General features: G+C 36.4%; 25 protein-coding genes, 1 pseudogene and 3 riboswitches. Of the genes and pseudogenes, 21 read left to right on the forward strand and 5 right to left on the reverse strand.

Annotated elements, in window-relative coordinates; genetic code table 11:
- Window positions 1-357 precede the first annotated feature (357 nt).
- Together D2K40_RS06265 and D2K40_RS16355 are read left to right on the forward strand one after the other, a co-directional pair.
- Window positions 358-960 (forward strand): transposase, encoded by a 603-nt coding sequence (locus tag D2K40_RS06265; protein ID WP_308422899.1) that lies wholly within the window; start codon window positions 358-360, stop codon window positions 958-960.
- Between the two features lie 309 nt (window positions 961-1,269).
- Complete coding sequence (locus tag D2K40_RS16355; protein ID WP_162879150.1) at window positions 1,270-1,422, forward strand: hypothetical protein; 153 nt, start codon at window positions 1,270-1,272, stop codon at window positions 1,420-1,422.
- A gap of 256 nt (window positions 1,423-1,678) precedes the next feature.
- Window positions 1,679-1,765, forward strand: a riboswitch (cyclic di-GMP riboswitch).
- A 378-nt stretch (window positions 1,766-2,143) separates the two neighbouring features.
- A riboswitch (cyclic di-GMP riboswitch) is annotated at window positions 2,144-2,230 on the forward strand.
- 269 nt (window positions 2,231-2,499) lie between these two features.
- On the opposite strand, the gene D2K40_RS06270 is transcribed toward D2K40_RS16355, so the two are convergent.
- The 3 genes from D2K40_RS06270 to D2K40_RS06280 form a co-directional block, all read right to left on the reverse strand.
- On the reverse strand, window positions 2,500-2,886 hold the full coding sequence (locus D2K40_RS06270) for a hypothetical protein (RefSeq protein ID WP_162879151.1): 387 nt from the start codon (window positions 2,884-2,886) through the stop codon (window positions 2,500-2,502).
- 244 nt (window positions 2,887-3,130) lie between these two features.
- Entirely contained in the window at window positions 3,131-4,156 is a 1,026-nt protein-coding gene (locus tag D2K40_RS06275) for a DUF3048 domain-containing protein (protein WP_162879152.1), read from the reverse strand.
- Window positions 4,157-4,342: 186 nt separating this feature from the next.
- On the reverse strand, window positions 4,343-4,945 hold the full coding sequence (locus D2K40_RS06280) for a hypothetical protein (RefSeq protein WP_117154064.1): 603 nt from the start codon (window positions 4,943-4,945) through the stop codon (window positions 4,343-4,345).
- 261 nt (window positions 4,946-5,206) lie between these two features.
- Window positions 5,207-5,299: riboswitch (cyclic di-GMP riboswitch) on the forward strand.
- Between the two features lie 155 nt (window positions 5,300-5,454).
- Here D2K40_RS06280 and D2K40_RS06285 point away from each other — a divergent pair.
- The 12 genes from D2K40_RS06285 (at window position 5,455) to D2K40_RS06335 (ending at window position 14,166) form a co-directional block, all read left to right on the forward strand.
- Window positions 5,455-5,799 (forward strand): DUF192 domain-containing protein, encoded by a 345-nt coding sequence (locus tag D2K40_RS06285; protein ID WP_117154066.1) that lies wholly within the window; start codon window positions 5,455-5,457, stop codon window positions 5,797-5,799.
- A 19-nt stretch (window positions 5,800-5,818) separates the two neighbouring features.
- Entirely contained in the window at window positions 5,819-6,004 is a 186-nt protein-coding gene (locus D2K40_RS06290) for a Flp family type IVb pilin (RefSeq protein ID WP_117154068.1), read from the forward strand.
- Between the two features lie 80 nt (window positions 6,005-6,084).
- Complete coding sequence (locus D2K40_RS06295) at window positions 6,085-6,600, forward strand: A24 family peptidase (RefSeq protein WP_117154070.1); 516 nt, start codon at window positions 6,085-6,087, stop codon at window positions 6,598-6,600.
- Window positions 6,597-6,980, forward strand: coding sequence for a TadE/TadG family type IV pilus assembly protein (locus D2K40_RS06300; RefSeq protein ID WP_117154072.1), 384 nt, complete (start codon window positions 6,597-6,599; stop codon window positions 6,978-6,980). The genes D2K40_RS06295 and D2K40_RS06300 overlap by 4 nt, the downstream gene beginning before the upstream one ends.
- 9 nt (window positions 6,981-6,989) lie before the next feature.
- Window positions 6,990-7,907, forward strand: coding sequence for a pilus assembly protein TadG-related protein (locus tag D2K40_RS06305; protein ID WP_117154074.1), 918 nt, complete (start codon window positions 6,990-6,992; stop codon window positions 7,905-7,907).
- 9 nt (window positions 7,908-7,916) lie between these two features.
- Window positions 7,917-8,591: a Flp pilus assembly protein CpaB gene (cpaB, locus tag D2K40_RS06310; protein ID WP_117154076.1), complete on the forward strand. Its 675-nt coding sequence runs from the start codon at window positions 7,917-7,919 to the stop codon at window positions 8,589-8,591.
- A gap of 18 nt (window positions 8,592-8,609) precedes the next feature.
- The gene (locus D2K40_RS06315) at window positions 8,610-9,407 is read left to right on the forward strand and encodes a CpaE/TadZ family protein (protein WP_117154078.1); all 798 of its coding nucleotides are present in this window, start codon (window positions 8,610-8,612) and stop codon (window positions 9,405-9,407) included.
- A gap of 330 nt (window positions 9,408-9,737) precedes the next feature.
- Window positions 9,738-9,902 (forward strand): hypothetical protein, encoded by a 165-nt coding sequence (locus D2K40_RS16360; RefSeq protein WP_162879153.1) that lies wholly within the window; start codon window positions 9,738-9,740, stop codon window positions 9,900-9,902.
- Window positions 9,903-10,011: 109 nt separating this feature from the next.
- A complete protein-coding gene (locus D2K40_RS06320; protein WP_117154080.1) occupies window positions 10,012-11,448 on the forward strand; it encodes a TadA family conjugal transfer-associated ATPase in 1,437 nt (478 codons plus the stop codon).
- The gene (locus tag D2K40_RS06325) at window positions 11,445-12,413 is read left to right on the forward strand and encodes a type II secretion system F family protein (RefSeq protein WP_117154082.1); all 969 of its coding nucleotides are present in this window, start codon (window positions 11,445-11,447) and stop codon (window positions 12,411-12,413) included. The genes D2K40_RS06320 and D2K40_RS06325 overlap by 4 nt, the downstream gene beginning before the upstream one ends.
- A 4-nt stretch (window positions 12,414-12,417) precedes the next feature.
- Window positions 12,418-13,338 carry a type II secretion system F family protein gene (locus D2K40_RS06330; RefSeq protein WP_117154084.1) on the forward strand — a complete coding sequence of 307 codons (921 nt, stop codon included), beginning with the start codon at window positions 12,418-12,420 and terminating at the stop codon, window positions 13,336-13,338.
- Window positions 13,339-13,497: 159 nt separating this feature from the next.
- A complete protein-coding gene (locus tag D2K40_RS06335; RefSeq protein WP_117154086.1) occupies window positions 13,498-14,166 on the forward strand; it encodes a copper homeostasis protein CutC in 669 nt (222 codons plus the stop codon).
- An 89-nt stretch (window positions 14,167-14,255) separates the two neighbouring features.
- Here the strand turns inward: D2K40_RS06335 and D2K40_RS06340 are convergent, their stop codons facing one another.
- Window positions 14,256-15,170, reverse strand: a complete 915-nt coding sequence (locus D2K40_RS06340; RefSeq protein WP_117154089.1) for a DUF7916 family protein — start codon at window positions 15,168-15,170, stop codon at window positions 14,256-14,258.
- An 88-nt stretch (window positions 15,171-15,258) separates the two neighbouring features.
- Window positions 15,259-16,716 (reverse strand): N-acetylglucosamine-specific PTS transporter subunit IIBC, encoded by a 1,458-nt coding sequence (nagE, locus tag D2K40_RS06345; RefSeq protein WP_117154091.1) that lies wholly within the window; start codon window positions 16,714-16,716, stop codon window positions 15,259-15,261.
- 489 nt (window positions 16,717-17,205) lie between these two features.
- Here nagE and nagA point away from each other — a divergent pair, with 489 nt between their 5' ends.
- The 7 genes and pseudogenes from nagA to D2K40_RS06380 all read left to right on the forward strand — a co-directional run bounded on the left by nagA (window position 17,206) and on the right by D2K40_RS06380 (window position 22,702).
- Complete coding sequence (nagA, locus tag D2K40_RS06350) at window positions 17,206-18,399, forward strand: N-acetylglucosamine-6-phosphate deacetylase (protein ID WP_117154093.1); 1,194 nt, start codon at window positions 17,206-17,208, stop codon at window positions 18,397-18,399.
- A pseudogene (gene nagB, locus D2K40_RS06355) lies at window positions 18,396-19,134 on the forward strand (glucosamine-6-phosphate deaminase). Before nagA ends, nagB begins: the two are co-directional and overlap by 4 nt.
- Before the next feature lie 65 nt (window positions 19,135-19,199).
- Window positions 19,200-19,925 carry a GntR family transcriptional regulator gene (locus tag D2K40_RS06360; RefSeq protein WP_117154095.1) on the forward strand — a complete coding sequence of 242 codons (726 nt, stop codon included), beginning with the start codon at window positions 19,200-19,202 and terminating at the stop codon, window positions 19,923-19,925.
- 26 nt (window positions 19,926-19,951) lie between these two features.
- Entirely contained in the window at window positions 19,952-20,848 is an 897-nt protein-coding gene (murQ, locus tag D2K40_RS06365; RefSeq protein ID WP_117154097.1) for an N-acetylmuramic acid 6-phosphate etherase, read from the forward strand.
- A 429-nt stretch (window positions 20,849-21,277) separates the two neighbouring features.
- On the forward strand, window positions 21,278-21,643 hold the full coding sequence (locus D2K40_RS06370; RefSeq protein ID WP_229666672.1) for a CidA/LrgA family protein: 366 nt from the start codon (window positions 21,278-21,280) through the stop codon (window positions 21,641-21,643).
- Window positions 21,640-22,338, forward strand: a complete 699-nt coding sequence (locus D2K40_RS06375; RefSeq protein ID WP_117154099.1) for an LrgB family protein — start codon at window positions 21,640-21,642, stop codon at window positions 22,336-22,338. Before D2K40_RS06370 ends, D2K40_RS06375 begins: the two co-directional genes overlap by 4 nt.
- A 94-nt stretch (window positions 22,339-22,432) precedes the next feature.
- A complete protein-coding gene (locus D2K40_RS06380; RefSeq protein WP_229666670.1) occupies window positions 22,433-22,702 on the forward strand; it encodes a DUF2642 domain-containing protein in 270 nt (89 codons plus the stop codon).
- Window positions 22,703-22,970 lie beyond the last annotated feature (268 nt).

Below are 22,970 nucleotides of genomic sequence, written 5' to 3' on the forward strand. Positions count from 1 at the left end.
GAAGAGCTCCATTATAAGGTTCTGTGATAGATGAACTTTTTAAAAAATGATTTTAAGAGTTTTAATTAAGGTCGGTCTTTTTTAGGTGCAAATGAGAGTTGACTTATTTACCATTATACGCTGTCACTTCCCGGATTTTGTCGAATGATTTTTTTGCTAGGTCATTAAAACTTAAATCCTTATGTCATTCAATCTTTGGTATTTTAATTACTGGCTAAGGAAAAATCAATTATGTGGTTCTCTCTTAATCTTAAAAAAAGCTTTTCTTTCTTTTACAAGGTTTAAGCTTTCTTGCTATGCTCTAGAAAACATATAAGAAGTTATTAAACTAGAGCACTTAAGGAAAGTGAAGTGATTGTGTTGGGGAGAAAACCACGTATTTGGATGCCGGATCAATTTTATCATATAGTAGCCAGAGGAAACCGTCGTGAACCACTCTTTCATGATCCCGGTGACTACCATATATTTTGCTATATCATGAAACAGGTTTATTTAAATAATGCGTTTGAACTCGCGTCATTTTGCTTAATGACTAATCATTATCATTTGCAAATTCGATCTGTGGATCAGCCGCTGTCAAAAGTTATTGGGCTTTTTAATAAAAGGTATGCTGATTATTATAATACAAAATATAGTGTTACTGGTCATGTGTTTGAAAAGCGATACTTTGACTCTGTTATATTAGATAAAGAGGGTATGCTTAAAGTTAGTCGATACATTCATATGAATCCAGTTGAAGCGGGTATGGTAGATATACCTGAACAGTATCCTTATAGTAGCTACCAGACCATGTTCTCGGATGATAAGAGAATCACCATGCCATATTTTGATGTCAAACTAATTTTGGGTTATTTCTCAGGTAATAACAGAATCGAAAATGTACAAGCTTATCGAGCTTATATGGATGGAGTCGAACTTGAAAATAGTGGTGCCTGTGGTCACTTCTCAGATTTTGTCTAATAAATATAATTAACTGAAAGAAGCTTTTGTGGGGTTATCCCTTTCCACAAGGCTTCTTTTTTATCCCGGTGTAATCGTCCGTAAAACTCCCACTTCAAAACATCGAGAAAAATCAAAGTTGTTTAAGTGGGAGTAAACGGACGCTAACACTCCGAATGGTTCAGCTAACAATCAGTGGGGGAAGGACAAAAACCCCCACTGATTGAAGGTTCACTTTATGGGAAGGAGAAGCGTGTTAAGAAAAACCTATTTTAATGAGTAAAGTCAATTTTGTGTGGGAAACTTAATGTTACTAGGAGGCGATAGAAAATGATAAACGAAGATTTTGAAAAACTAATTAAGTACCAGGAAAAAGAAAAATCGAGCTATTTAGGTAATGGAGAACGTGGAAAGAATTTGGATCCTCAAACCAATAATCGAAAAAATGCCAATAAAAATCCTGGAGCATCCGGTCGAAACTAAGTAGGGCGTCAATAAAAAATGGATTTAAATATTTAAATGAAACAAACAAGATTGTTTCAGGATTTGGCGCCTTTGTTAAATGAACACTATTAAGAAAGAAGCATTTGTGGTCCCTCTCTGCAAATGCTTCTTTTTGTATTTATCGACAAAAAACGGGAAGTGACAGGCACCAAGGCCCGTAAAAAAATAAAATAAGAGTGTTTGTCGAATGTGTTGTTTGTTGGCGATATCTAAATATAATAGATTATATAATACAAATGGACAAAGGCAAACTCATCGAAAGGTGAGGACGCAAAGCTATGGACCTAAAGCTCTGTCAAGCTATGGTAGCCAAGTTACCGAAGATAATAGATCTAATGTAAATGATTGTTATTCTAAAGTTTCTAGGAGGCGAATTAGTATGATGGAGTTTTTTAAACGAATCGTTAAATGCCGTATTAGAGGAATTCATAAGATTAGTATAAGCAGTGGCATTTGTGTTAGATGCAATTATAATTCAAATGAGCACCATTAAAGAAAGTTGAGTCCTTAATTGCCCGGCTATCGCTACTGAATTTTTGTCGAATAATCTTTTTTGGAAAAAAGAAGGTTAAGTGAATTTACCGCTCTCTGCTGGGCTTTGTTTCGTATTTCTAGTGATTACTCATTCCGAAAAAAATGAGAGTCTTTGTCGAATCTGTTGATTTATAGGAAAAAATAACTACAATAAGCTATAGGGATAATTAGAAAAAGGCAAACTTATCGAAAGATGAGGACGCAAAGCTAAGGACCTAAAGCTATTTTTAGCTATGGCAGCCTAGTTACCGAAGTTAATAATAATTTATTATACGGAAGTTTCTAGGGGGCGAATAGTTTGGGTGAGTTTTTAAAACGTATTATAAAGTGCCGGATCAGAGGAGTACATAAAATTAGTATAAGTAGCGGCGTATGTGTCAGATGCAATTATAATTCAAATCAAAAACATTAAATAAAGTAGAGAGTTGCTATATAATTAGTAACTCTTTTTTATCGTGAGCGCGGACTCAAAATAATCGACAAAAAGCGGGAAGTGACAGGCACCATCCCCGCTTTCGTCTTTTAATATCTTTTAAAAGCTAGTCTTAAATTGCTCTTGTTGTTGTTACTTGGTTCTTTTGTAACTTTTGCGAAAATCTTTTGAAAAAGTGTTTCAATTTCTGGGTATTCAGCTTCTGTAAGAGGGTTTACTTTAGCTAAAGAGCCATCCTCTACAATACCTTCTACTAACATATACGGTTCTTCTTGTTTGTCCTCACGCTTAAGTGCCATAAATTGACGATTGTACCGAACGAAATTACATACTACCATGTACTTTACACATGTATTCGGCTTGCTCGGATCACCAACTTGTATTAAAGCCGGTTCATCAAAAAGCGGTTTATCTAATCCATTTCTTTTTCGTTTATAGTCGCTGAAATCAATAACATTGTCTTTCGCTGACATCATAAACTCTCCTCACTTTCTGGATTAGTCGTGAATAAATGAGACACTATAACTAGAAGGTATTAGAAGCTTATTTTTATTATACCATTTTATGCTTGAATAAGTTCGAGATATTACTATTAAAGGTGATAATCACCTATATTCAATTTAACTCCAATAAGGTCCACCATCTATTAAAAAAATATCCCAGCTAAAAATACTGGGATATTTCCTGCGCAATAATTAGTTGAATTTGTCGTTACGTGAACTAGTAAGAAACATTGCCTTTTTTACTAGCATTCACTACTTGGATCCAAGTCTTTCCTGGTGTTAAGGAGATAATCTCATCCTCTACATAATAGCGTATCTTGTTATCTTCATATTTCCAGGTACCTTCTACAACTTCACCATTAGAGAAGTATACTGCTTCTCCTTGTGTTGTTAGAGTTATATCAATTCTGCCTGATGAGTCACCAGGAATAGCTTGATGTGCTGCATACATAACGACCACGTTACTCACCTCAATTTGGTCGCCGGTTTCTCGGTCAACATGTGCAGCACCTTCTAAGGAACGCTGATAAATATTTTCTTCAGAAACATAATCATACGTTATGTGTGTGAAATTATTATAGGTAATGTTCAAAGCTTTTGCTGGAGAGGCATCACTATAATCGGTCTCTTTATTAAATTTAAACTTTCCGTTGATAGGTTCCATTTCAAAATCACGTAATTGATTTGTGTGTAGATAAGCGTTATGTGGTGCATATCTACTCGAGTCTCTTCTAAAATATGTTCCATTTGTCATGCCATCTATTGAAGGGACAGAGAGACTCTTTAACCTGTCATAAGCTTGTGGTGAACCGCCGTAATGAATGTAAGGTACATTCCATGATTCTACAACCGGTAAATAGTAATGTCTAGAACTTCGAACTGGTCCAATTTTATCAGGAATATCATCATTAAAAATAGCTAAAAAACGGGTAACATTACCTTCAACTTCCATCTCGTAAACAATATCTGCATTAGCTAATCCTGTGTGAGGACGTGCGTTAGGTGAGTTCTCAACCATTACAGCAAAACTATTTGATTCGGTGTCATCCTCATCAATAGGTAATCCGGTTGTTGTAGAAGTAGGGCCTTTAGGTTCTTGTACCACAGGTGGAATTTCTTTCGTTTCTTCTTTTATGTCAGCAGCTTTATGTACAAGTTCACTGGTTTTTAAAGTTTCCTGTTGATTACAACCGATAAGTATTACTGAGACTGCTAACATAATTAGTATGACTTTTGTTTTCATCTGCATCCTTTCCTTTCTTCATTTTTTCTGTAAGTTTTAAAGATAGATCGAATAATATTACTCTATACTTGCAATTCTATCATGAATCTACGCAAGATGAATATATTTCTCAAACAACCGACATAAAAAAGAGTAATCACCCTAATTGGTGATTACTCTGTTATCTGGTCACTTATATCCAAAAAATCAATTATAATAATCCAATGCTTTATTAAGGATGGAAGTTTTACTCTCATTTTTTGTCTTTTCATACCGTTCTTTAAATTCAGTCGCTGCATCTGGATCGTATCCATTCGCGCTCAGATCTTCCTGCAGTGCGCTGTATAGTTTGTCGAATGCAACATTTGTATTTTCTTCTAATTTTTCAGCTGCTGATTTGTATTTAATAAAAAATGAGTAATAGGCAATTTTTTCTCCACGTTCTTTTTTCTCTTGGAATTCATTAAATGCAGCAAGTAACAAATTGTTTACTTTTTCAAGTGTTTGTAACTCTAGACTTTGAAAAGCATCTCTATACTGTTGTTTAATCTCTTTCTCGGTTAATTGAGATGAAGGAAGGTTTACTTCTACATTCTCTTGCACCGTTTGACTATTCACCTCAGAATTAGGCTTTTCACTAATAGTAGATTGTTGAGCTAATTTAGGTGTTTCAATCGTATACTTAGACTCAGTGATATTTTTAACTCTTGGATCTTGTGGCATTTCATTAACAGAAAGGAGCGCCCATCCTCCAATCACAATAACGAATATAAGTCCTATGAAACTAAATAAGAAAAACAATTTTTTCATCTATGACAACCTCCAAATTAAAAATAAGACCTTCCTATTTAACGTAACCATATTCAGGAATATTCATACTTTTGAGGTATTTAAAATCTAAGTTACTTTCAAAAAATCCACCATTTAAAATAGGAGTATATCTAAATACCTATATTCCGTGAATTTATGTAGAAATTAGCTTGAAAATAGAGTAGTTTGTATCATTTCATCTTGTTGGAAAGTGTATTATTATGAAGTCAAGAGATCAGACGAATAATAAAATATTCTGAATCTCGATAAAGGCAAAGCTTGGCGCAAGCCAGTGACGCAAAGCTATAGGGGCTATGTGGATTATGATTACCACATTGCTAGCCAGTTACCGAAAGATCAGGGAATAGCAGAATCTATAAATAGAATGACTCGGGCAGTTGACCTATTCGTCATACTTGTTTAGAACATTCATTTTATAGAAAACTACTATTAAAATCCCCGCTTTCGGTGAAGGCGGGGTTATTTTGTGTCTAACGGAGGTGAAGTCTGTGAAGCTAGTTAACCTGAGCAATGATCAGGAAATTGCAGGTACAGTTAATGTAGCAGATAGCTTTTTAAAAAGATTAAAAGGCTTAATGTTTACAGAAAAACTAGACTCAGGTAATGGCTTATATATCAATCCCTGCCAATCCGTCCATACGTTTTTTATGAATTATGCAATTGATATTATTTATCTTAATGAAGAAAACGTTGTAGTTGCAATTGATGAAGAGCTCGTGCCAGGTAAAGTCGGGAGTCGATTTGTCGACGCAAAGTCAGTGGTGGAATTACCGTCAGGGACCGTTAAAGTCACGGACACAGAAATAGGAAACAAACTAGCATTTATTATATAAGGAAAAGGAGAGATTTATTATGTTGAACAAGTTAAAAGGCTTATTTTTAGAAGAAGAAGGACAAGGTATGACGGAGTATGCGATTGTACTAGGAGTAATTGCTGTTGGTGCTATTGCTGTATTAATAACTTTTGGAGATACAATTACAGCGTTCATTACAGATGTAACTGGTAAAATCACAACTGCAATCACTCCGGCACCATAAGCATTTGAATAATCAAAAATAGCTTTACATAGCGTAAAGCTATTTTTGTAATTAAAACCAAAAGAAAGGGGAGCATTGATGTGTTAAATGGATTATTGATCATTGTGTTAATTATTAGTGTTATAACAGACTTAAGAAATAGAAAGATCTATAATAAAGTTATTTTTCCATCATTGTTCCTTGCCTTTCTACTAAATGGCGTTTTTTCTGGATTCTCAGGTTTACTTGATAGTTTCTTAGGGTTTATAACCGGACTTGGTATTCTTTTGATTCCATATCTGATGGGCGGCATGGGAGCAGGTGATGTCAAACTGTTAGCATTAGTTGGAGCGGTTAAAGGCGCATCATTTGTATTTGTTTCAGCGATCTATATGGGTGTTTTTGGGGCAATCATTGGTTTAATCGTTTTGTTGTTTCGTAAAGGTTTCTTTAAGCGGTTAAAAGCAATGTTTCTTTCACTATGTGGCATCAGATATGGTTTGAAAATGACGGTTAACCTTGATAAAGATGGGTTACAAGCAACGATTCCGTATGGGGTTGCCATTGCTGGTGGAGTTTTCATGACATTTGTGTTTAATGGAGTGATTACGCCATGATTCATGAGGAAAAAGGACAATCTATTGTCGAGTTTGTGTTAGTAATCCCAATCCTTTTACTATTATTAATCGGTATTGTAGATATCGGGAGGTTAACGTTTGTCTATGCATCTCTTCACTTTGCTGGACAGGAATCGGTGCGTGTGGCGGGTTTAGGGGGAACAGATGAAAAGATAACAAATAGAGCTTACGAGAGTTTTTTTGTAGGTGATCCAACAGAACTAAACATAAACCCCTCTCTTCTACCAGGCGAACGTAAGTCTGGAGAATATATAACTGTAACATTGGAATACCCTTATACTCCTCTCACACCGTTTGTTAGTTCCCTTTTTTCAGAACCAATTAATCTTACTGTTGATTCAACTATTCGAATAGAGTGAGGGATCTACATGAAGAAAATTAAACAGCTTTTCACAAAACAAAATGGTAGTGTACTTGTACTTGTAGCGTTTGCATTTACCGGAATATTAGGAATGACGGGCCTTGCAATTGATGGGGGCATCGTATATATGAATAAAGCGGAATTACAAAAGATAGCTAATGCAGCAGTTTTATCAGGTGCTCAGGAACTAACATCAGATGGAGGAAACGTGAAAATTATTGCCCAGGAAGTAATTGCGCAACATGATGAAGCGGATACACTTCAGTCAACCGATGTAATACAGACAGAAATTGAACAGAGTGTGCGAGTTAGTTTGAAGAAAACAGTTCCACATTCTTTTTTGAAATTATTTGGTGTCCAGTCTGCTGATGTACATGCTGAAGCCAAAGCAGGCCTTGGTGTGATGGGAAGCGCTATTGGTGCTGCGCCATTAGGTATTGATGAAAGTCTTGAATTAGTCTACGGGGAAGAATATCCATTAAAAGTTGGTTCAGGAGATTCGGATACTGGTAATTTTGGTATTTTAGCTCTAATTGGAAGTGGTACTAATAATTATGAAGATGCACTAGAAAACGGATATCAAGAAGAACTAAAAGTTGGTGATGTGATTTATACGGAATCAGGTAACAAAATTGGTAACACACCAACAATTATCAATAATAAAGCAGCAAATAGCTGTACAATCAGTGACCGAGATTGTGAGAGAATACTATTAGTTCCTGTTTATAAACCATACATTGACGACGGAGGTAAAATTAAGCAAGTTAAAATTACCGGATTTGCTTATTTTTATGTTTTGGAATTCGTTAGTGATGGTTTGGGAAAGGGATCAATTAAAGGGAAGTTTATTAAAAGAACTGGTACTGGTTTTACGACAGCTGGTGCAGTAGATAAAGGTGCTTATAGTATCAAACTAATGGAGTAGGTGAGAGATATGCGTTCTAAGTTCGCATTCCTTTTAGCAATAATAATGGGAATCATAACAACAATTCTATTTTTTAATTATACAAAGCAACTTGAAACAGAAGAGGTCGTTGAGCAGGAAACGATTCAAGTCGTGAAGGCGAGCGAAACAATCCCAGAAGGGCAAGTTATTACTACAGATTTACTTGATCTGGTCACTGTAACAAAGGAAAACATCCACCCAAAAGCAGTCATAGAAACTGCAGAGGTTAAAGGTAAGTATGCAGCAGCAGTGATTGAACAAGGTGAAATACTGTTAAACCATCGAGTGAAAAGCCAACAGGAAGAGAAAGTACTTGTTTCTCGTAAAGTAAAACCTGGTTTTCGTGCTGTATCAATAGGTACACCTCGCGTGCAATCAGTAGAGTCAGTTACTAACTTAATAGAACCTGAAGATTATGTAGACATTGTTTTTACAGAAATAGATGAAAATGAGGAAGTCCAAACGGAACAGATCTTTTCCAATATCCGTGTGCTTGCTGTTGGGCGAAAAATGAACACCCCAATAAATGAGCAGTCAACCTATGTAGAGTACAGTGCAGTAACGTTAGAAGTAACCCCTAGTGATGCAATAAGATTAATAAATGCTTCCAACAGAGGGATGATCCACTTCACATTACATCCGAGTATCAAAGAGGAAGAATAGGATCAAGGAGGTAGCGTGATGGTAGACGCTGAAAAAAAACTCAAACAAAAAATGATCGCGGTATGCAGTGCAAAGGGTGGAGTCGGTAGAACGCTACTCTCTGTTAACTTAGCAATCGCTTTAAATAAAAAGAATTTAAACGTTAGTCTGCTTGATAGCAACTTCCAGTTTGGTGATGTTAGCTTGGTAATGGATTTACAGCCGTCTTTTACAATAAAAGATGTAATCGAAGAGTTAGCACGAATAGATAAGGACTCAATCGAAAATTATGTAACGTCACATGCATCTGGGGTAAAAGTATTACCTGCTCCTGATAAACCCGAATATGCGGAGCTAATTACAGATGAAGCTTCATTAAAAGTGGTTGATTTAATACGCCAACAATCTGATTACCTTGTTGTTGACACAGGTGTAGGTATTGTTGATCAGAGCTTAGATATAATTGATCAAGCAGACCAAATCTTGATCGTTACTAACTTAGAAATGACCGCGTTAAAAAGTACCAGATTAATGTTAGAAACGTTAGAGAAGTTAGGTTTAAGTGATAAAGTTGTTTTAGTAGTTAATCGGTATGATATGGAAAGTTTGATTAAAGCGGAAGATGTACCAGATATGATTGGTCATAAAAAAGTAATCTACTTACCAAATAATTTTAAGATTGCATCGCAGTCATTAAACTTAGGTGTACCTTTAGTAAGTGGACAGCCCAAATCGAATCTATCAAAAGCAATCTTCAAAATGGCCGAAACCTTACTATCTGATCAAGATGTCACCATGCCTAGTAATGTAAAGAAAAAAGGATTGTTTAGAAAATAGACTTTTTTGAGATAGTGTTATGTATGACAGAGTTTAAAAAAGCTGTGCATTAAAAAGAAACTCTAGACCCGCTCCTCAAATGAAATTGCCTCGCTTTCCGTGGGCAGGGCTTTATGATGGGGCGAGTAATCGCAGGCCCAAATAACGCTTCCGAGTGGATCTTCAGCTCGCGCTGTTCCCACAGGAGTCTCGCCAATTTCATTTGATACGCTAGATAGTGCAAAAAATAAATAATAGTTTATCACAAAGTAAAGCACAGACATGTCACTGCGTTTTATGTCTTAAACCTTTTTATAAAGAAATGCGCTATTTAGCGAAGGAGGCAAATGGATGACACTCCTTGAAAATACAAACCGATTTTCTGCGTGCGATGTCAATTCAAGAAGCTTTCCTTGTCCAGTGGGAACAGCTCAAGTCGAAGATCCACTTGGTGAAGTGTTTTTCTTTACCAAGTTAGCTGAGACTGAGCCCACGGAAAGGGAATCCATTTGGTGACGTAGCGGGTTAGTAACTTACGTTACTGATTAATGGAGATTTTATTTCAACTTCGTATATTAAAAAAATAGTTTCTTTAAAACATCTAAAAATAAAAGGGGACTTAGCTATGAGTCTTTTAAGCCGTATTCAAGAGAAAAATGGTGAGAAGGTACCTGCTACAAAAGTAGAAAATACCAGTAAACCAATTCAACAACCTGTTACAACGAGTCAAGAAGTTCCGAAAGAGAAAGTGCAGAAAAAGCAAGCTCCCCCTAGAAAAGCAGTGCCATCTAAAGCAGACGAAAAAAATAGACAATTGAAGCAGCTTCTTCATAAACAAATTTTAAACGAAATTAAGGAAGCGGATGATATTGAAAGCATCATTCCTAAAATAGATGAAATGGCAATTGAAATTATTAAAGAAGATGAATCATTTCGTGGTACGACAGACCGTAAAAGAATAGTTGATGAAATGATTAATGATTTAACTGGGTTTGGGCCAATCAACCCGCTTCTGTTAGACGAAGATGTCTCAGAGGTTATGGTTAATGGACCAAATCAGGTTTATTGTGAAAGGAAAGGAAAACTAATTTTAACAGATGTGACATTTCGAGATAATGAGCATGTAATGCATGTAATTGAAAAAATAGTTGCACCACTTGGTCGTCGGATCGATGAAAGTAGCCCGATGGTAGATGCGCGATTACCAGATGGATCGCGTGTAAATGCGATTATCCCGCCGTTAGCGTTAAAAGGACCGACGATAACAATTCGAAAATTTTCCGAAGATCCTTTTGTGATTGATGATCTTGTCCATTTTGGAACATTATCACAAGAAATGGCTGTCTTTCTAGATGCTTGTGTAAAAGCAAGTTTGAATATGTTTGTTAGTGGTGGAACAGGTTCAGGTAAAACAACAACACTTAATGTGCTATCCAATTTCATACCAAGTGATGAACGAATAGTAACGATTGAGGATGCAGCTGAGCTCCAGTTAGGGCAGGATCATGTTGTATCATTGGAATCACGCCCACCTAATATTGAAGGAAAAGGTGCAATCACCATTCGAGATTTAGTTCGAAATTCTTTAAGGATGCGACCTGATCGTGTTGTTATTGGTGAGGTTCGTGGTGCTGAAGCATTAGATATGTTACAGGCAATGAACACAGGACATGATGGATCCCTTGCAACTGGTCACTCTAACAGTCCGCGTGATATGATTTCCCGGTTAGAGACAATGGTATTGATGGCAGGAGTTGATCTTCCTGTTAAAGCGATCAGGGAGCAAATAGCTGGGGCAATTGATGTAATTATTCAACAATCGCGTTTAAAAGATGGATCAAGAAAAATCACCAAGATAACCGAAGTGCAAGGACTTGAAGGGGATATTATTGTATTACAGGATATTTTCAGTTTTGAACAAAAAGGTTTAGATGAAAATGGAAAAGTAATTGGTAAGTTAGTACCGACTGGTGTTCGTCCGAAATTCTATGAACGTCTCGAATCTTCGGGTATAACGATCCCTACAAACGTGTTTACAGAACAAGAGGAGTGGTTAGTATGATGAATCTAGTATTCTTACTTTTTTTTCTAACCATGTTCCTCCTGTTTTTATCAATTTTTATGCGTTTCAGTTCTACAAAAGGGCAAGTGATTAACAAAAGAATTGATCAGTATTTTTCAGGGGAGCAGCAGAAGCAAGAAGTTCCAGCAAAGAAAGTACGCTTTCGTTTGAACTTAGATCGCACCAAAAAAAGTGTGCGAAAAAAAATGTTAACCAAAACTAAAAATAATAAATTAGAAATAGTGTTGTATCGAGCGGGTGTCCCGTTAAAACCAGAGGAATATATTATCTTTAGGTGGATTTCTATTCTGCTTAGCACAGGCATACTCTATCTAATTGTGGAAAATGTTTTTATAATGCCTGTAGGTGGATTGATTGGCTATCTTATACCGAACATTATTATTCAAAAGAAACAACGCAATCGGGTTAAAGCTTTTAATGATGCTTTGCCAGAAATGATCTCATCGGTTGTTGGCGCGCTTAAGGCAGGATTTAGTTTTCCGCAAGCACTGAAATCTGTTGCAGAAGAGTCTGATTCCCCAATGAAAGAGGAGTTAGAAACTGTTTTACGCGAGATGCAGTATGGGACGCCAACAGAAGAGGCATTAAATCATTTGTATGAACGAATGCCTAGTGAAGATTTAGATTTAATGATTCAAGCGATTATTATTCAACGCCAAGTAGGTGGAAATTTAAATACCGTTTTAGAAAAAATCGTTAAAACAATTAGAGATCGGATTCATATTCAAGGGCAGATCAGTACACTCACAGCACAAGGAAGAATGTCTGGTATGGTTATTGGTTTACTACCGGTAGCTTTAGGTTTTTTTATTTATTTAATTCAACCAGAGTATATCGGTCTATTGTTCACACACCCGCTTGGGATTACGATGTTAGTAGCGGCGGTCATTTCATGTTCTATCGGTTACTTCCTTATCCAAAAAATAACGACAATAGAGGTGTGATGGGATGCTTATTGTGACATATACACTAACTGTTATGCTTTTGATCATAGGGAGCATTGCTTGGCGAAAAGAAAAGAAACAGCAAATTAAAAGCAGGATTTCATCAGCTTTTCAAACAGATCTACAAAATGAGGTAGTCAAACCTACTGATGAGATAAAGCGTCTCTCTTTCTCAAATCGAATTTTGCAGCCGATTATGAAACAATTAAAACAAACTTTTAACCAAAATATATCAAGTGAAAAGCGTGAGAAACTTGAAATGAAGTTACTTCAAGCTGGTACTCCATTAGGACTAACCCCAGTTGAGTATCGTATTGTGCAATTAGCAATCATTGTCCTGCTTCCGCTTATTTTTGGCTTGTATGGCCTATTACTTCAAATGTCAGGTGGCGCTATTCTATTTTTTGTTCTGTTTGGTTCACTGATTGGTGGCTATTTACCAAGATTTTATTTGAATCAGAAGACTGCTAAAAGAAACAAATTAGCACTTAGAGAACTACCAGATTTTTTAGATTTATTGACTGTTAGTATGGAGGCCGGATTAGGTTTTGATGCTGCATTAAGTAAAGTAGTAGCTAAAAACGATGGTGTATTATCCAAAGAATTTCAGCGTTGTTTAGAAGAAATGCGCCTAGGTAAAACAAGAAGAGAATCTTTATCAGGTGTGAGGAAACGTTTACTGATAGATGATATACATTCATTGATTGGCAGTATTCTTCAGGCAGAGCAACTAGGGATTGGTATGGTACAAATGTTAAATGTGCAGTCACTTGAAATTAGAGGGAAGCGCAAACAACGTGCCGAAGAGCAATCAATGAAAGCACCCATTAAAATGCTATTTCCACTTGTTTTATTTATCTTTCCATGTATCTTTATAGTGATACTCGGACCGGTTGTGATTAACTTGGTAGAGACACTGCTGTAGCGAAATTATACAATTGCAAGATGCTGTTCCACTTGTGTTTTCATGTATGAAAAGCACATATTTGCTATCTAACAACATTGTTTTGAACTTTTTCTTTTCATTCAGGTAAACTAAAGTCAGAAACTATGAGTTGGGGAAGGAAAAGGAGTGGTATCTGTTATGATAGTGGAAGTTATTGCTACAACTGTTGAAGATGCTATTGTTTGCGAGTTAAATGGTGCAGACAGAATTGAACTTATCTCGAGTATCAAAGAAGGCGGGTTAACCCCTAGTTATGGGCTAATTAAACAAGTAGTGGAACAGGTGGAAATACCGGTTCATGTCATGGTAAGACCTCATAGCTATTCCTTTTGTTATAGCAAGCAGGATATAAAAATAATGCTTGAAGATATCAAGCAGATTCGAAAACTTGGTGCAAGTGGTATTGTAGTGGGTGCGTTAACTAAAGAACATCAGATTGACATAGCAACTGTAGATAGACTTCTATCGGAAGTAGGTGAATTGAATGTTACATTTCACCGTGCATTTGATGAAGTATTAGATCAAGAAGTAGAATTAACCAAGTTGTTCCGTTTTTCTCAGATTAATAGAGTATTAACATCAGGTGGAAAGCCAAATGTGATAGAGGGTGCCGCTCAATTACAAAAGCTGGTACAATTGACGAATGATAAGCAACTCACTATTCTTGCAGGCGGTGGAGTAACGCATAAAAACGTAGATTCACTTATTGCTAAAACTGGGATAAAAGAAGTGCATGTGGGTTCTGGTGCTCGATTTTCTTCTCAAGCGCAAAATCCAATAGATCCCAATCTTCTAATGCAATTTTAGACTTATGTTATCACAGGGAATAAGCAAAAGGTGCTTAGGTGGTTAAACCACGAGAAGCACCTTTTTAAGATGTTAAATTATCATTACTGTCAGCGATTAATGGAAGCGGCCATTCTAATGTAAGTATGGCGTTTTCCTCTAATGGCTATCGAGTAGTCCATGATATTTTCTGGGATAGCAATGCCAGTGAAACCTGCATCACCAATATGGTGGATGTCAGCACCAACCATCTTATTTTGTAAGGCTATTTGTCGTATGGTATTAGGATCTGCCCCTTCTTGACTAGTTCCAATAGTTAACATTGCTAATGCACCAGATTGATGAACCAGTGATACCCAATGATGAGCTTGTTCAACTGTGATTCCTGGAACAGTTCCTGGTGAAGGTATTAAAATGACATCTGCACCCGCTTTAATGAATGCTTTAATAGTTTCTTCGTTAAGGATTTCATGTCCAGCTTCCCCTTTAACACCTGCCCCATGCATTTTTCCAGCGATAATAAAAGTCTCGTCTTGAAGGATCTCTTTTGCTTTATTGATAGCTTTTAAGATTTCATCATTTGTTACACCTGTTTTTGGGTTTCCAGTTAAGCAAACAAAATCTAGCCCTGCTTTTTTAATTTTTTCTAATGAATCTGAGGTAGCAATACGACCTTCTGGTAAAGAGAGTAGAGTTTCGGCAGCCATCGCATCAACATCTACTGGTTCCAAATTAACACCAATAGGTCTTCCGGTTAATTCTCTCAACCTATTAATAACTTCCTTGCCAGCTGCATCCACCCCTTTTATTTTGGGGTTATTAATGTCAAACATATTAAGCAGTAATAAATCAGCACCGAATGCCGCTGCTAACTCTGGATTAGATATCTCTGGGTAGAGAGGTTGAACTGGACAAACAATCTCAGAAACAATCGTTCTTCCTTCACTTGCTTGAATGGATTGTAAAAGCTGTTTTCCATATAATGCTTTAAAATCAGATGCATAACAATTTAAAATTCGTTTCAAATTACTCACCTCATTTGTAATTCTTTGTTATTAAAAAGTTCCCCAGTTACAATTGTAATTGGGGAACTTCCTGTAACTATTATCTAATTTAGTTTTTTCTAATTTTTTGAATCTCATCAGCAACGAATTGAACTTGTGTGCCAACTATTACTTGAATGTTATTTGCACCTACGACATTAATTCCAGGAACTCCAGTTGCTTTAATTTTATTTTGATCAACTGCATCCATATCTTTTACTTCTAGGCGCAAACGTGTAACACAGTTATCAACAGAAACAACATTTGCATCTCCGCCCAAACCATCGTAAATTTCCTTAGCCATTGTTGCTACTTCATCTTTATCAGCTGATACTTTGTCATCTTTGTCATTGTTTACAGCATCCATATCTTCATCTTCTCGACCAGGAGTTTTAAAGTTAAATTTTGTGATCAAGAAACGGAATAGGAAGTAGTAGATTAGAGCAAATACTACACCTTGTAATATCAACATATAAGGCATGTTGGCAAGTGGAAGTCTTGAGCTTAAGACAAAGTCAACAAAACCAGCACTAAAACCAAACCCTGCTGTCCATTCAAATAAAGAAGCAATAAATAATGATACACCTGTTAATGCGGCGTGCACAACATAAAGTGCAGGTGCTAAGAACATGAATGAGAATTCAATTGGCTCTGTAACCCCTGTGAAGAATGAAGCAAAGCCTGCTGCTAGTAATAATGAAGCAGCTTGTTTCTTCCTTTTTGTTTTAGCTGTATGATACATCGCTAAAGCAGCGGCTGGTAGACCAAACATCATTACTGGGAAGAAACCGGCTTGATACATTCCAGTCACACCTTTTTCCCCAGTTCCAGCCCAGAAGTTACCAATATCATTAATGCCAGCAACATCAAACCAGAACACTGAGTTTAATGCATGGTGTAAACCTGTAGGAATTAATAGTCTGTTAAAGAATCCATATAACCCTGCGCCAGCTGCGCCTAAATCACTGATTGATGTACCGAATGAAACTAAACCTGAATAAACAACTGGCCAAACATAAAATAATACTGCTGAAGCTACAAGCATAGAAGCTGCACTCATGATTGGTACGAGTCGTTTTCCACTAAAGAAAGCGAGTGCGTCTGGTAACTTAACATGACTAAAGCGATTATACATAATAGAAGCAATAATACCAGAAATAATACCAACAAAAGCGTTTTCAATTTTACCGAAAGCAGGATCTACTGCTGATGCGTCAACACCTTGTAATAAGGCAACTGTTCCGGTTGAAAGTAAGGTTGTTGTTACAAGGAAAGCAACTAAACCACTTAATGCGGCTGAACCGTCTTTATCTTTTGACATACCAAGTGCAACACCGACAGCAAAAAGGATCGGAATGTTATCAATAATCGACGCACCGGCTTTAATTAAAAAGGCTGCTATAACACTTCCAGATCCCCAACCTGAAGGGTCAATCCAATAGCCAATACCCATTAAAATAGCTGCTGCTGGTAACACTGCAACCGGTAACATTAATGAGCGACCGAGTTTCTGAACATAATTCATCATTTGACATGACCTCCTATAAATAATTGATAAAAAAGTAATACGTTAAAGCATTTGACAATTAATACACAATCTGAGATAAGTACTACAATTAAGATAATTGCAAAAAAATACACTACTAAATTCCAACTCATCTCCTTTCATGTAGTTATGTTAATCAATAAATCCATAATAGCACAACACTGTTTAAGTTGTCTATACCAATAATAGATGTTTTTTTATTTTTATTAGGGTGAATTGATTAAAGTTTCGTTCTGCAAAGAGTTGGAATCCTAATATAACTATATTCATTAGAATAGCTTTAATGACAAATACTTGTACTGTTTTAGAAAAAGAGATTAAAGAACTCCTTAAGATCATATAAAACACTATTTAGTTGTATATACCAATTAGGATTATATGTGTTAATGTTAATTAAACACAAAGTTATCTAGACAACTATACAATAAAGTGGTATTCTTATTTTATATTAAAATTACTGGCGGTGAGAAAATGAGTGCTCAGAACATACTACTTACCAATTTGGAGATTTATACAGAAGATGGCACGGTTAAAAATGGTTATATAAAGGTAGTAGATGAATTAATAGCAGAAGTCGGAGAAATGACTAAACTTACAACCAATCAAGGATTTGAGTTAATAAAATTTCCGAATAAATCCAAGGTTATTCCTGGAATGATTGATGTGCATATTCATGGTGTAAATGGTGCAGATACAATGGATGCAACTAAGGAGAGTATGCAAACAATGGTTGATTCTCTTCCTGCTGAAGGCACCACTGCTTTTCTTGCGACAACAATTACCCAAGGTGAAACAGCGATAGAAAATGCATTGCGTAATGCAGGTGAATTCATTGAACACCATCAAAAGGTTGGGCAAGCTGAGTTATTAGGTGTTCATTTAGAGGGGCCTTTTATTAATCAGAAAAGAGCTGGTGCACAACCGGTTGATCATATTATAAACCCGAAATTGGAATTGTTTGAAGAATGGCAGGATATTGCTAATAATACCATTAAGCTTGTGACATTGGCCCCTGAACAAGACGGTGCTCTTTCACTGATCAATTACTTAAAAGGATCTGATGTTATCGCCTCTGTCGGTCATTCAGATGCGACGCTTAAAGATATTGATCAGGCAATTGCAGCAGGCCTTTCGCATGTGACGCATTTATATAATCAAATGCGTGAACTTCATCACCGCGAACTTGGTGTTGTGGGAGCGGCTTTACTAAGAGATGAATTAATAACTGAAGTGATTGCAGATGGGGTTCATGTACAACCGGAAGCCATTCAGTTAGCTTATCAACAAAAAACAGCAGAACGACTGATATTAATTACTGATGCTATGAGAGCTAAGTGTTTAAAAAATGGGAGCTATGATTTAGGCGGACAGCAGGTAACGGTAAAAGACGATAAAGCAATACTTGCAGATGGTACATTAGCAGGGAGTGTACTTACGATGGGGCAGGCTTTTAAAAATATAATTCGCTACACGAATTGTACAATAGAAGAAGCAATAAAAATGTCTTCCACTGTTCCAGCAAAAGAACTTAAAGTTTTTGACCGTAAAGGGAGTATTTCGACTGGTAAAGATGCTGATCTTGTTATTTTAAATGAACAATTAGATATTACGATGACATTATGTCGGGGGAAGATCGCGTATAGAAAGGAGAATAATAAAGAATGAGACTAATTACAGCAACTAACTATACTGACATGAGCAAACTTGCTGCAGAAATAATTCTAAAACGAATTAAGGAAACGAATAAAGTCACGCTAGGTTTAGCTACTGGCAGTACGCCAATTGAAACGTATAAATATATGATTGAGGACTATCAACAGAATAAAACGGATTATCACCATGTAACAACATTTAATCTAGATGAGTATGTAGGGATAGGCCCAACTGATCCGAACAGCTATTATTATTTTATGCAGACGAAATTGTTTAACGCTATTCACATACCAGAACAACAAACACATATCCCAAATGGATTAGCAAAAGACCTGAGACAAGAATGTATCGCGTATGAAGAAAAGATTAAAAATCATGGTGGAATAGATTTACAAGTACTTGGTTTAGGGAGTAACGGGCATATTGGCTTTAATGAGCCTGGTACTAAATTTGATACAAGAACGCATGTGGAGCAGTTAACTGAAACAACACGTCGTGCAAATGCGCGGTTCTTTAATACGCTAGAAGAAGTACCAACACATGCCATTACAATGGGAATTGATACAATATTACAGAGTGATGAAATCCTTCTTCTCGTATCTGGGGAAGAAAAGAGTGCTGCACTTACACAATTACTAGAAAGTAAAAAAAAGTGATCCAACATTTCCTGCCTCTGCATTGATTGGACACCCTAATGTAACAATTGTTGCAGATCAAGAAGCATTGCAGTATGCTAATGTTAATTAAGTAGAGGTGTAAAGAATAGGTCTGGCTAGCCAGGCTTTTTCTTCGCTTGAAAGGGGCGAACGAAAATGATTGATAAGAATTCACCGGTTCCAATTTACCACCAATTAGAAGAGCATATTAAACAATTAATTGAAAGTGGTGATTTAAAACCGGGTGATATGATTCCCTCAGAACGGGAGTATGCTGACAAATATCAAGTTAGCAGAATGACAATACGACAAGCGATTGTAAATCTAGTGAATGAGCGCTACCTTTATCGTGTAAAAGGAAAAGGCACATTTGTGATGGATCAAAAATTAGAGCAAAGTTTACACGGCTTGACGAGTTTTTCTGAAGATATGAAATCAAGGGGAATGAAGGCAAGTAGTAAATTAATTAGTTTCGAAATTATTCCTGCAGATCCTAAACTAGCAGATCAGTTAGGTATACAAGAGCATGGTCCAGTGTATGAAATTAAGCGCATTAGATTGGCGGAAGAAGTACCTATGGCACTAGAACGAACGTATATTTCAGCCAATAAAGTAAAAGGGTTAACAGAGGAGATTGTCCAATATTCTTTATATGAATATATTGAAGAAAAACTGAATCTAAAAATTGCAAAAGGAACACAAGTAATTGAAGCGGCGATAGTAAATAGTGAAGAAGTTGAATATCTGCAAGTTCCGGAGCAATCACCAATCATGTTAATTCAACGTAATACAAGTCTTGAAGATGGGACAATTTTTGAAGTAGTAAAATCTTCTTATCGTGCAGATAGGTACAAATTTATGATAGATCTAACGCGCCCTTAATTTTCTTTGTATCGGAGTGAGTCCAAATGAAAGATATTCCTATTACAGAAACAGTTAATCAAAATAGTATAGCTATAGATGAAATGAAGCCTATAGAAATTGTAACGTTAATGCTTGAGGAAGACCAAGCGATCTATCAAGGAGTCAAACCTTGCTTAACTCATGTAGCAAGTGCCGTAGATTTAATTGTTACACAGTGGAAAAAGGGTGGGAGAGTATTCGTAGTTGGAGCTGGGACAAGTGGTAGAATAGGTGTGCTTGATGCAGTTGAATTAGGTCCGACCTTTTCTGTTCCAGTTGATCGATGGATAGGTATTGTTGCTGGTGGACAGGAGGCGATGTGGCAGCCGCTTGAACAGCATGAGGATGATGAAACTAAAGTAGTTGATGAATTGAGAAAGTACGAATTAAATGAGTGTGATGTTGTAATTGGAATGACTGCAAGTGGTTCAACAGCTTTTGCGCTTGCAGCGATTCAATATGCAAACGACATGAATGCAGCGACGATAGGAATAAGTTGTAACTATAATACTCGTATTTCCGATGTTAGTGATTGTGCGATTGAAGCGGTTGTGGGCTCAGAAATAATCCGTGGCTCAACTAGATTAAAAGCAGGAACAGCACAAAAAATGATCATCAATATGCTATCTACAGCTACGATGATTCGACTAGGAAAAGTCTATCAAAATCAAATGATTGAAGTTCAACTTATAAACGATAAACTAAGAAAACGCGCGGAACAATCATTAATGGATATTGCTGAGGTGTCAGAATTTGAAGCACAAGCACTTATGCAAGAGACAAAATATGATCTTAAAAAAGCCATATTTATCAGCATGACAGACACAAACATAGAAGTAGCCGAACGATATCTACAACAAGCAAACGGCCACCTCAAGAAAGCAATCCGAAACTTCCTTTGAGGTGCCTGTCACTTCCCGGTTTTTGCGGAATTTTGTCGATGAAGTACATATAATGTTTAGGTGACTAGGAAGTCCTTATTTTATATAGGGGCTTCTTTTTTATGCAGTCATAACAAATTATTATGATAAATCAATGTTTCTGTTCATATTAGACATAATTCGCGCTATAATAGTAGGTTGTATGTATTGATTTATCTTCAGATTTAAAATACTAGATTTATCCCGGTGTAATCGTCCGTAAAACTCCCACTTCAAAACATCGAGAAAAATCAAAGTTGTTTATGTGGGAGTAAACGGACGCTAACACCCCGAATGGTTCAGAGGCCTTTAGGTCATCCTTTAGGGCTAACAATCAGTGGGGGAAGGGCAAAAACCCCACTGATTGAAGTTTCACTTTATATAAACTTTCTTAAAGAAGTAGGTTTGAGTATGTTAATGAAAATAGTAACGATTTTTCTTCAAATAGCATTAATATATAGTTTCTTATTATTGGCGATGGGTTTAAAGCAGGTGTTTGCAATCCCATTTCCAGCAACATTAATTGGTTTGTTTTTATTATTTTTTGCTTTAGTATTAAAGATTGTTAAGTTAGAGTGGGTTGAAAAAGGAGCGAATTGGTTAATGGCTGAATTGTTGCTTTTCTTCATTCCGTCTGCTGTTGGAATTGTGAACTACGATGAAATTGTAAGTTGGCAAGGAGTTAATATCGTGTTATTGATCGGTTTTAGTACGTTTATTGTAATGAGTTTAACAGCATTAATCGTAACTAGGTTCAAGGGAGCTGATGCAGCGTGATTTTTCTTTTCGTGACCATCTTGACATATGGCTTGTACAAATTAGCGAAGCAATTAACGAAAAAAGTAGACTTTCCATTGTTTCATCCATTGCTATTAACGCCGGCTTTATTGATCGGAGCCATTTTCACGTTAAATATATCGGTTTCTGATTACACAGAAGGTGCATTTTTGCTCACACATATGTTAGGGCCTGCAACAATTGCATTTGCAATCCCTGTTTACAAACATTTGTCAGTTTTAAAGAAGCATATTGGGCTGATCTTGATTAGTGTAACAGCAGGTTCTTTAATTGCCATTTTTTCCTCTTTTGGACTAGCAATCTTGTTAAAGATGGAGCACCATTTCCTGATAAGTTTACTACCGAGGTCGATTACAACACCACTTGCAATGGAAGTTTCAACCGGTATTGGAGGGCAACCATCCTTAACAATCATATTTGTCATTATGACAGGTATTTTAGGTGGGGTAATGGGCCCAGCAGTCTTTAAACTTTTTGGAGTCAAGTCTCCAATCGCAAAAGGACTCGCGCTAGGTATGAGTGCGCATGCTGTTGGTACAAATAGAGCAATAGAATATGGGGAAGAAGCAACAACGTTTTCCACTCTAGCTATGATACTAGCAGGCGTAATTACTATTCTTATTTTTGAAGCTGTGCCTGTCACTTCCCGGTTTTTGTTATTTTTTGTCAATTAGATGTATTTACATAATTTGATGCTTTAGCCTATGGCAAATGACCTATCTCTTACATAACTTATTCTTGTAGTAAGTAATTGGGAGGGGTATAAAGATGAATTATATGTATCGTAATAATATGCCACAGCAAATGATGGGGCATAATCAAATGGACCATTCTGAAGTTATGCACGTTATGGTGATGGAGCCATTTGTATTTAAAGCAGCAAGTAGCCTGATTGAAAAGTATGTAGTAATTGAAACTACACGCGGGTCAATTAGTGGTGTACTTACAGATGCTAAACCGGACCATGTAGTCGTTAAGCAACGAGACTCTCTATTTTTTATTCGGTTATGTGAAATTATTTGGATCATGCCAGAGTGAAGAAGTGCCTGTCACTTCCCGTATTTTGTCGAACCAAAACTTAATGGAAAGGAAGTACCTGTTTGGAATAGGTGCTTCCTTTTTTTAGGTTCACTCAATGGTATATTTTTTAAACTCTATGGTTTATAATCTGAGTGTTTTTAATGATATCTAATGAAATATAGTGTTAGACAGCGTAATTTAATGTAAAAGTATCATTTTTTACTTGTCAAAACTATATAAGGTCAATTTTTCGTCCTATATAGCTGTTATTTTAGATATTGACAAA

The organism is Paraliobacillus quinghaiensis, from assembly GCF_003426025.1.
Lineage (GTDB): Bacteria > Bacillota > Bacilli > Bacillales > Amphibacillaceae > Paraliobacillus_A > Paraliobacillus_A quinghaiensis.

Excerpts from the sequence above, each read along its gene's own strand:
- D2K40_RS16355 (WP_162879150.1), top strand. The coding sequence starts at position 1,270 with ATGATAAACGAAGATTTTGAAAAACTAATTAAGTACCAGGAAAAAGAA.
- D2K40_RS06270 (WP_162879151.1), bottom strand. The coding sequence starts at position 2,886 with ATGATGTCAGCGAAAGACAATGTTATTGATTTCAGCGACTATAAACGA.
- D2K40_RS06275 (WP_162879152.1), bottom strand. The coding sequence starts at position 4,156 with ATGAAAACAAAAGTCATACTAATTATGTTAGCAGTCTCAGTAATACTT.
- D2K40_RS06280 (WP_117154064.1), bottom strand. The coding sequence starts at position 4,945 with ATGAAAAAATTGTTTTTCTTATTTAGTTTCATAGGACTTATATTCGTT.
- D2K40_RS06290 (WP_117154068.1), top strand. The coding sequence starts at position 5,819 with ATGTTGAACAAGTTAAAAGGCTTATTTTTAGAAGAAGAAGGACAAGGT.
- D2K40_RS06300 (WP_117154072.1), top strand. The coding sequence starts at position 6,597 with ATGATTCATGAGGAAAAAGGACAATCTATTGTCGAGTTTGTGTTAGTA.
- D2K40_RS06305 (WP_117154074.1), top strand. The coding sequence starts at position 6,990 with ATGAAGAAAATTAAACAGCTTTTCACAAAACAAAATGGTAGTGTACTT.
- cpaB (WP_117154076.1), top strand. The coding sequence starts at position 7,917 with ATGCGTTCTAAGTTCGCATTCCTTTTAGCAATAATAATGGGAATCATA.
- D2K40_RS06315 (WP_117154078.1), top strand. The coding sequence starts at position 8,610 with ATGGTAGACGCTGAAAAAAAACTCAAACAAAAAATGATCGCGGTATGC.
- D2K40_RS16360 (WP_162879153.1), top strand. The coding sequence starts at position 9,738 with ATGACACTCCTTGAAAATACAAACCGATTTTCTGCGTGCGATGTCAAT.
- D2K40_RS06320 (WP_117154080.1), top strand. The coding sequence starts at position 10,012 with ATGAGTCTTTTAAGCCGTATTCAAGAGAAAAATGGTGAGAAGGTACCT.
- D2K40_RS06325 (WP_117154082.1), top strand. The coding sequence starts at position 11,445 with ATGATGAATCTAGTATTCTTACTTTTTTTTCTAACCATGTTCCTCCTG.
- D2K40_RS06330 (WP_117154084.1), top strand. The coding sequence starts at position 12,418 with ATGCTTATTGTGACATATACACTAACTGTTATGCTTTTGATCATAGGG.
- D2K40_RS06335 (WP_117154086.1), top strand. The coding sequence starts at position 13,498 with ATGATAGTGGAAGTTATTGCTACAACTGTTGAAGATGCTATTGTTTGC.
- nagE (WP_117154091.1), bottom strand. The coding sequence starts at position 16,716 with ATGATGAATTATGTTCAGAAACTCGGTCGCTCATTAATGTTACCGGTT.
- nagA (WP_117154093.1), top strand. The coding sequence starts at position 17,206 with ATGAGTGCTCAGAACATACTACTTACCAATTTGGAGATTTATACAGAA.
- D2K40_RS06360 (WP_117154095.1), top strand. The coding sequence starts at position 19,200 with ATGATTGATAAGAATTCACCGGTTCCAATTTACCACCAATTAGAAGAG.
- murQ (WP_117154097.1), top strand. The coding sequence starts at position 19,952 with ATGAAAGATATTCCTATTACAGAAACAGTTAATCAAAATAGTATAGCT.
- D2K40_RS06370 (WP_229666672.1), top strand. The coding sequence starts at position 21,278 with ATGTTAATGAAAATAGTAACGATTTTTCTTCAAATAGCATTAATATAT.
- D2K40_RS06380 (WP_229666670.1), top strand. The coding sequence starts at position 22,433 with ATGAATTATATGTATCGTAATAATATGCCACAGCAAATGATGGGGCAT.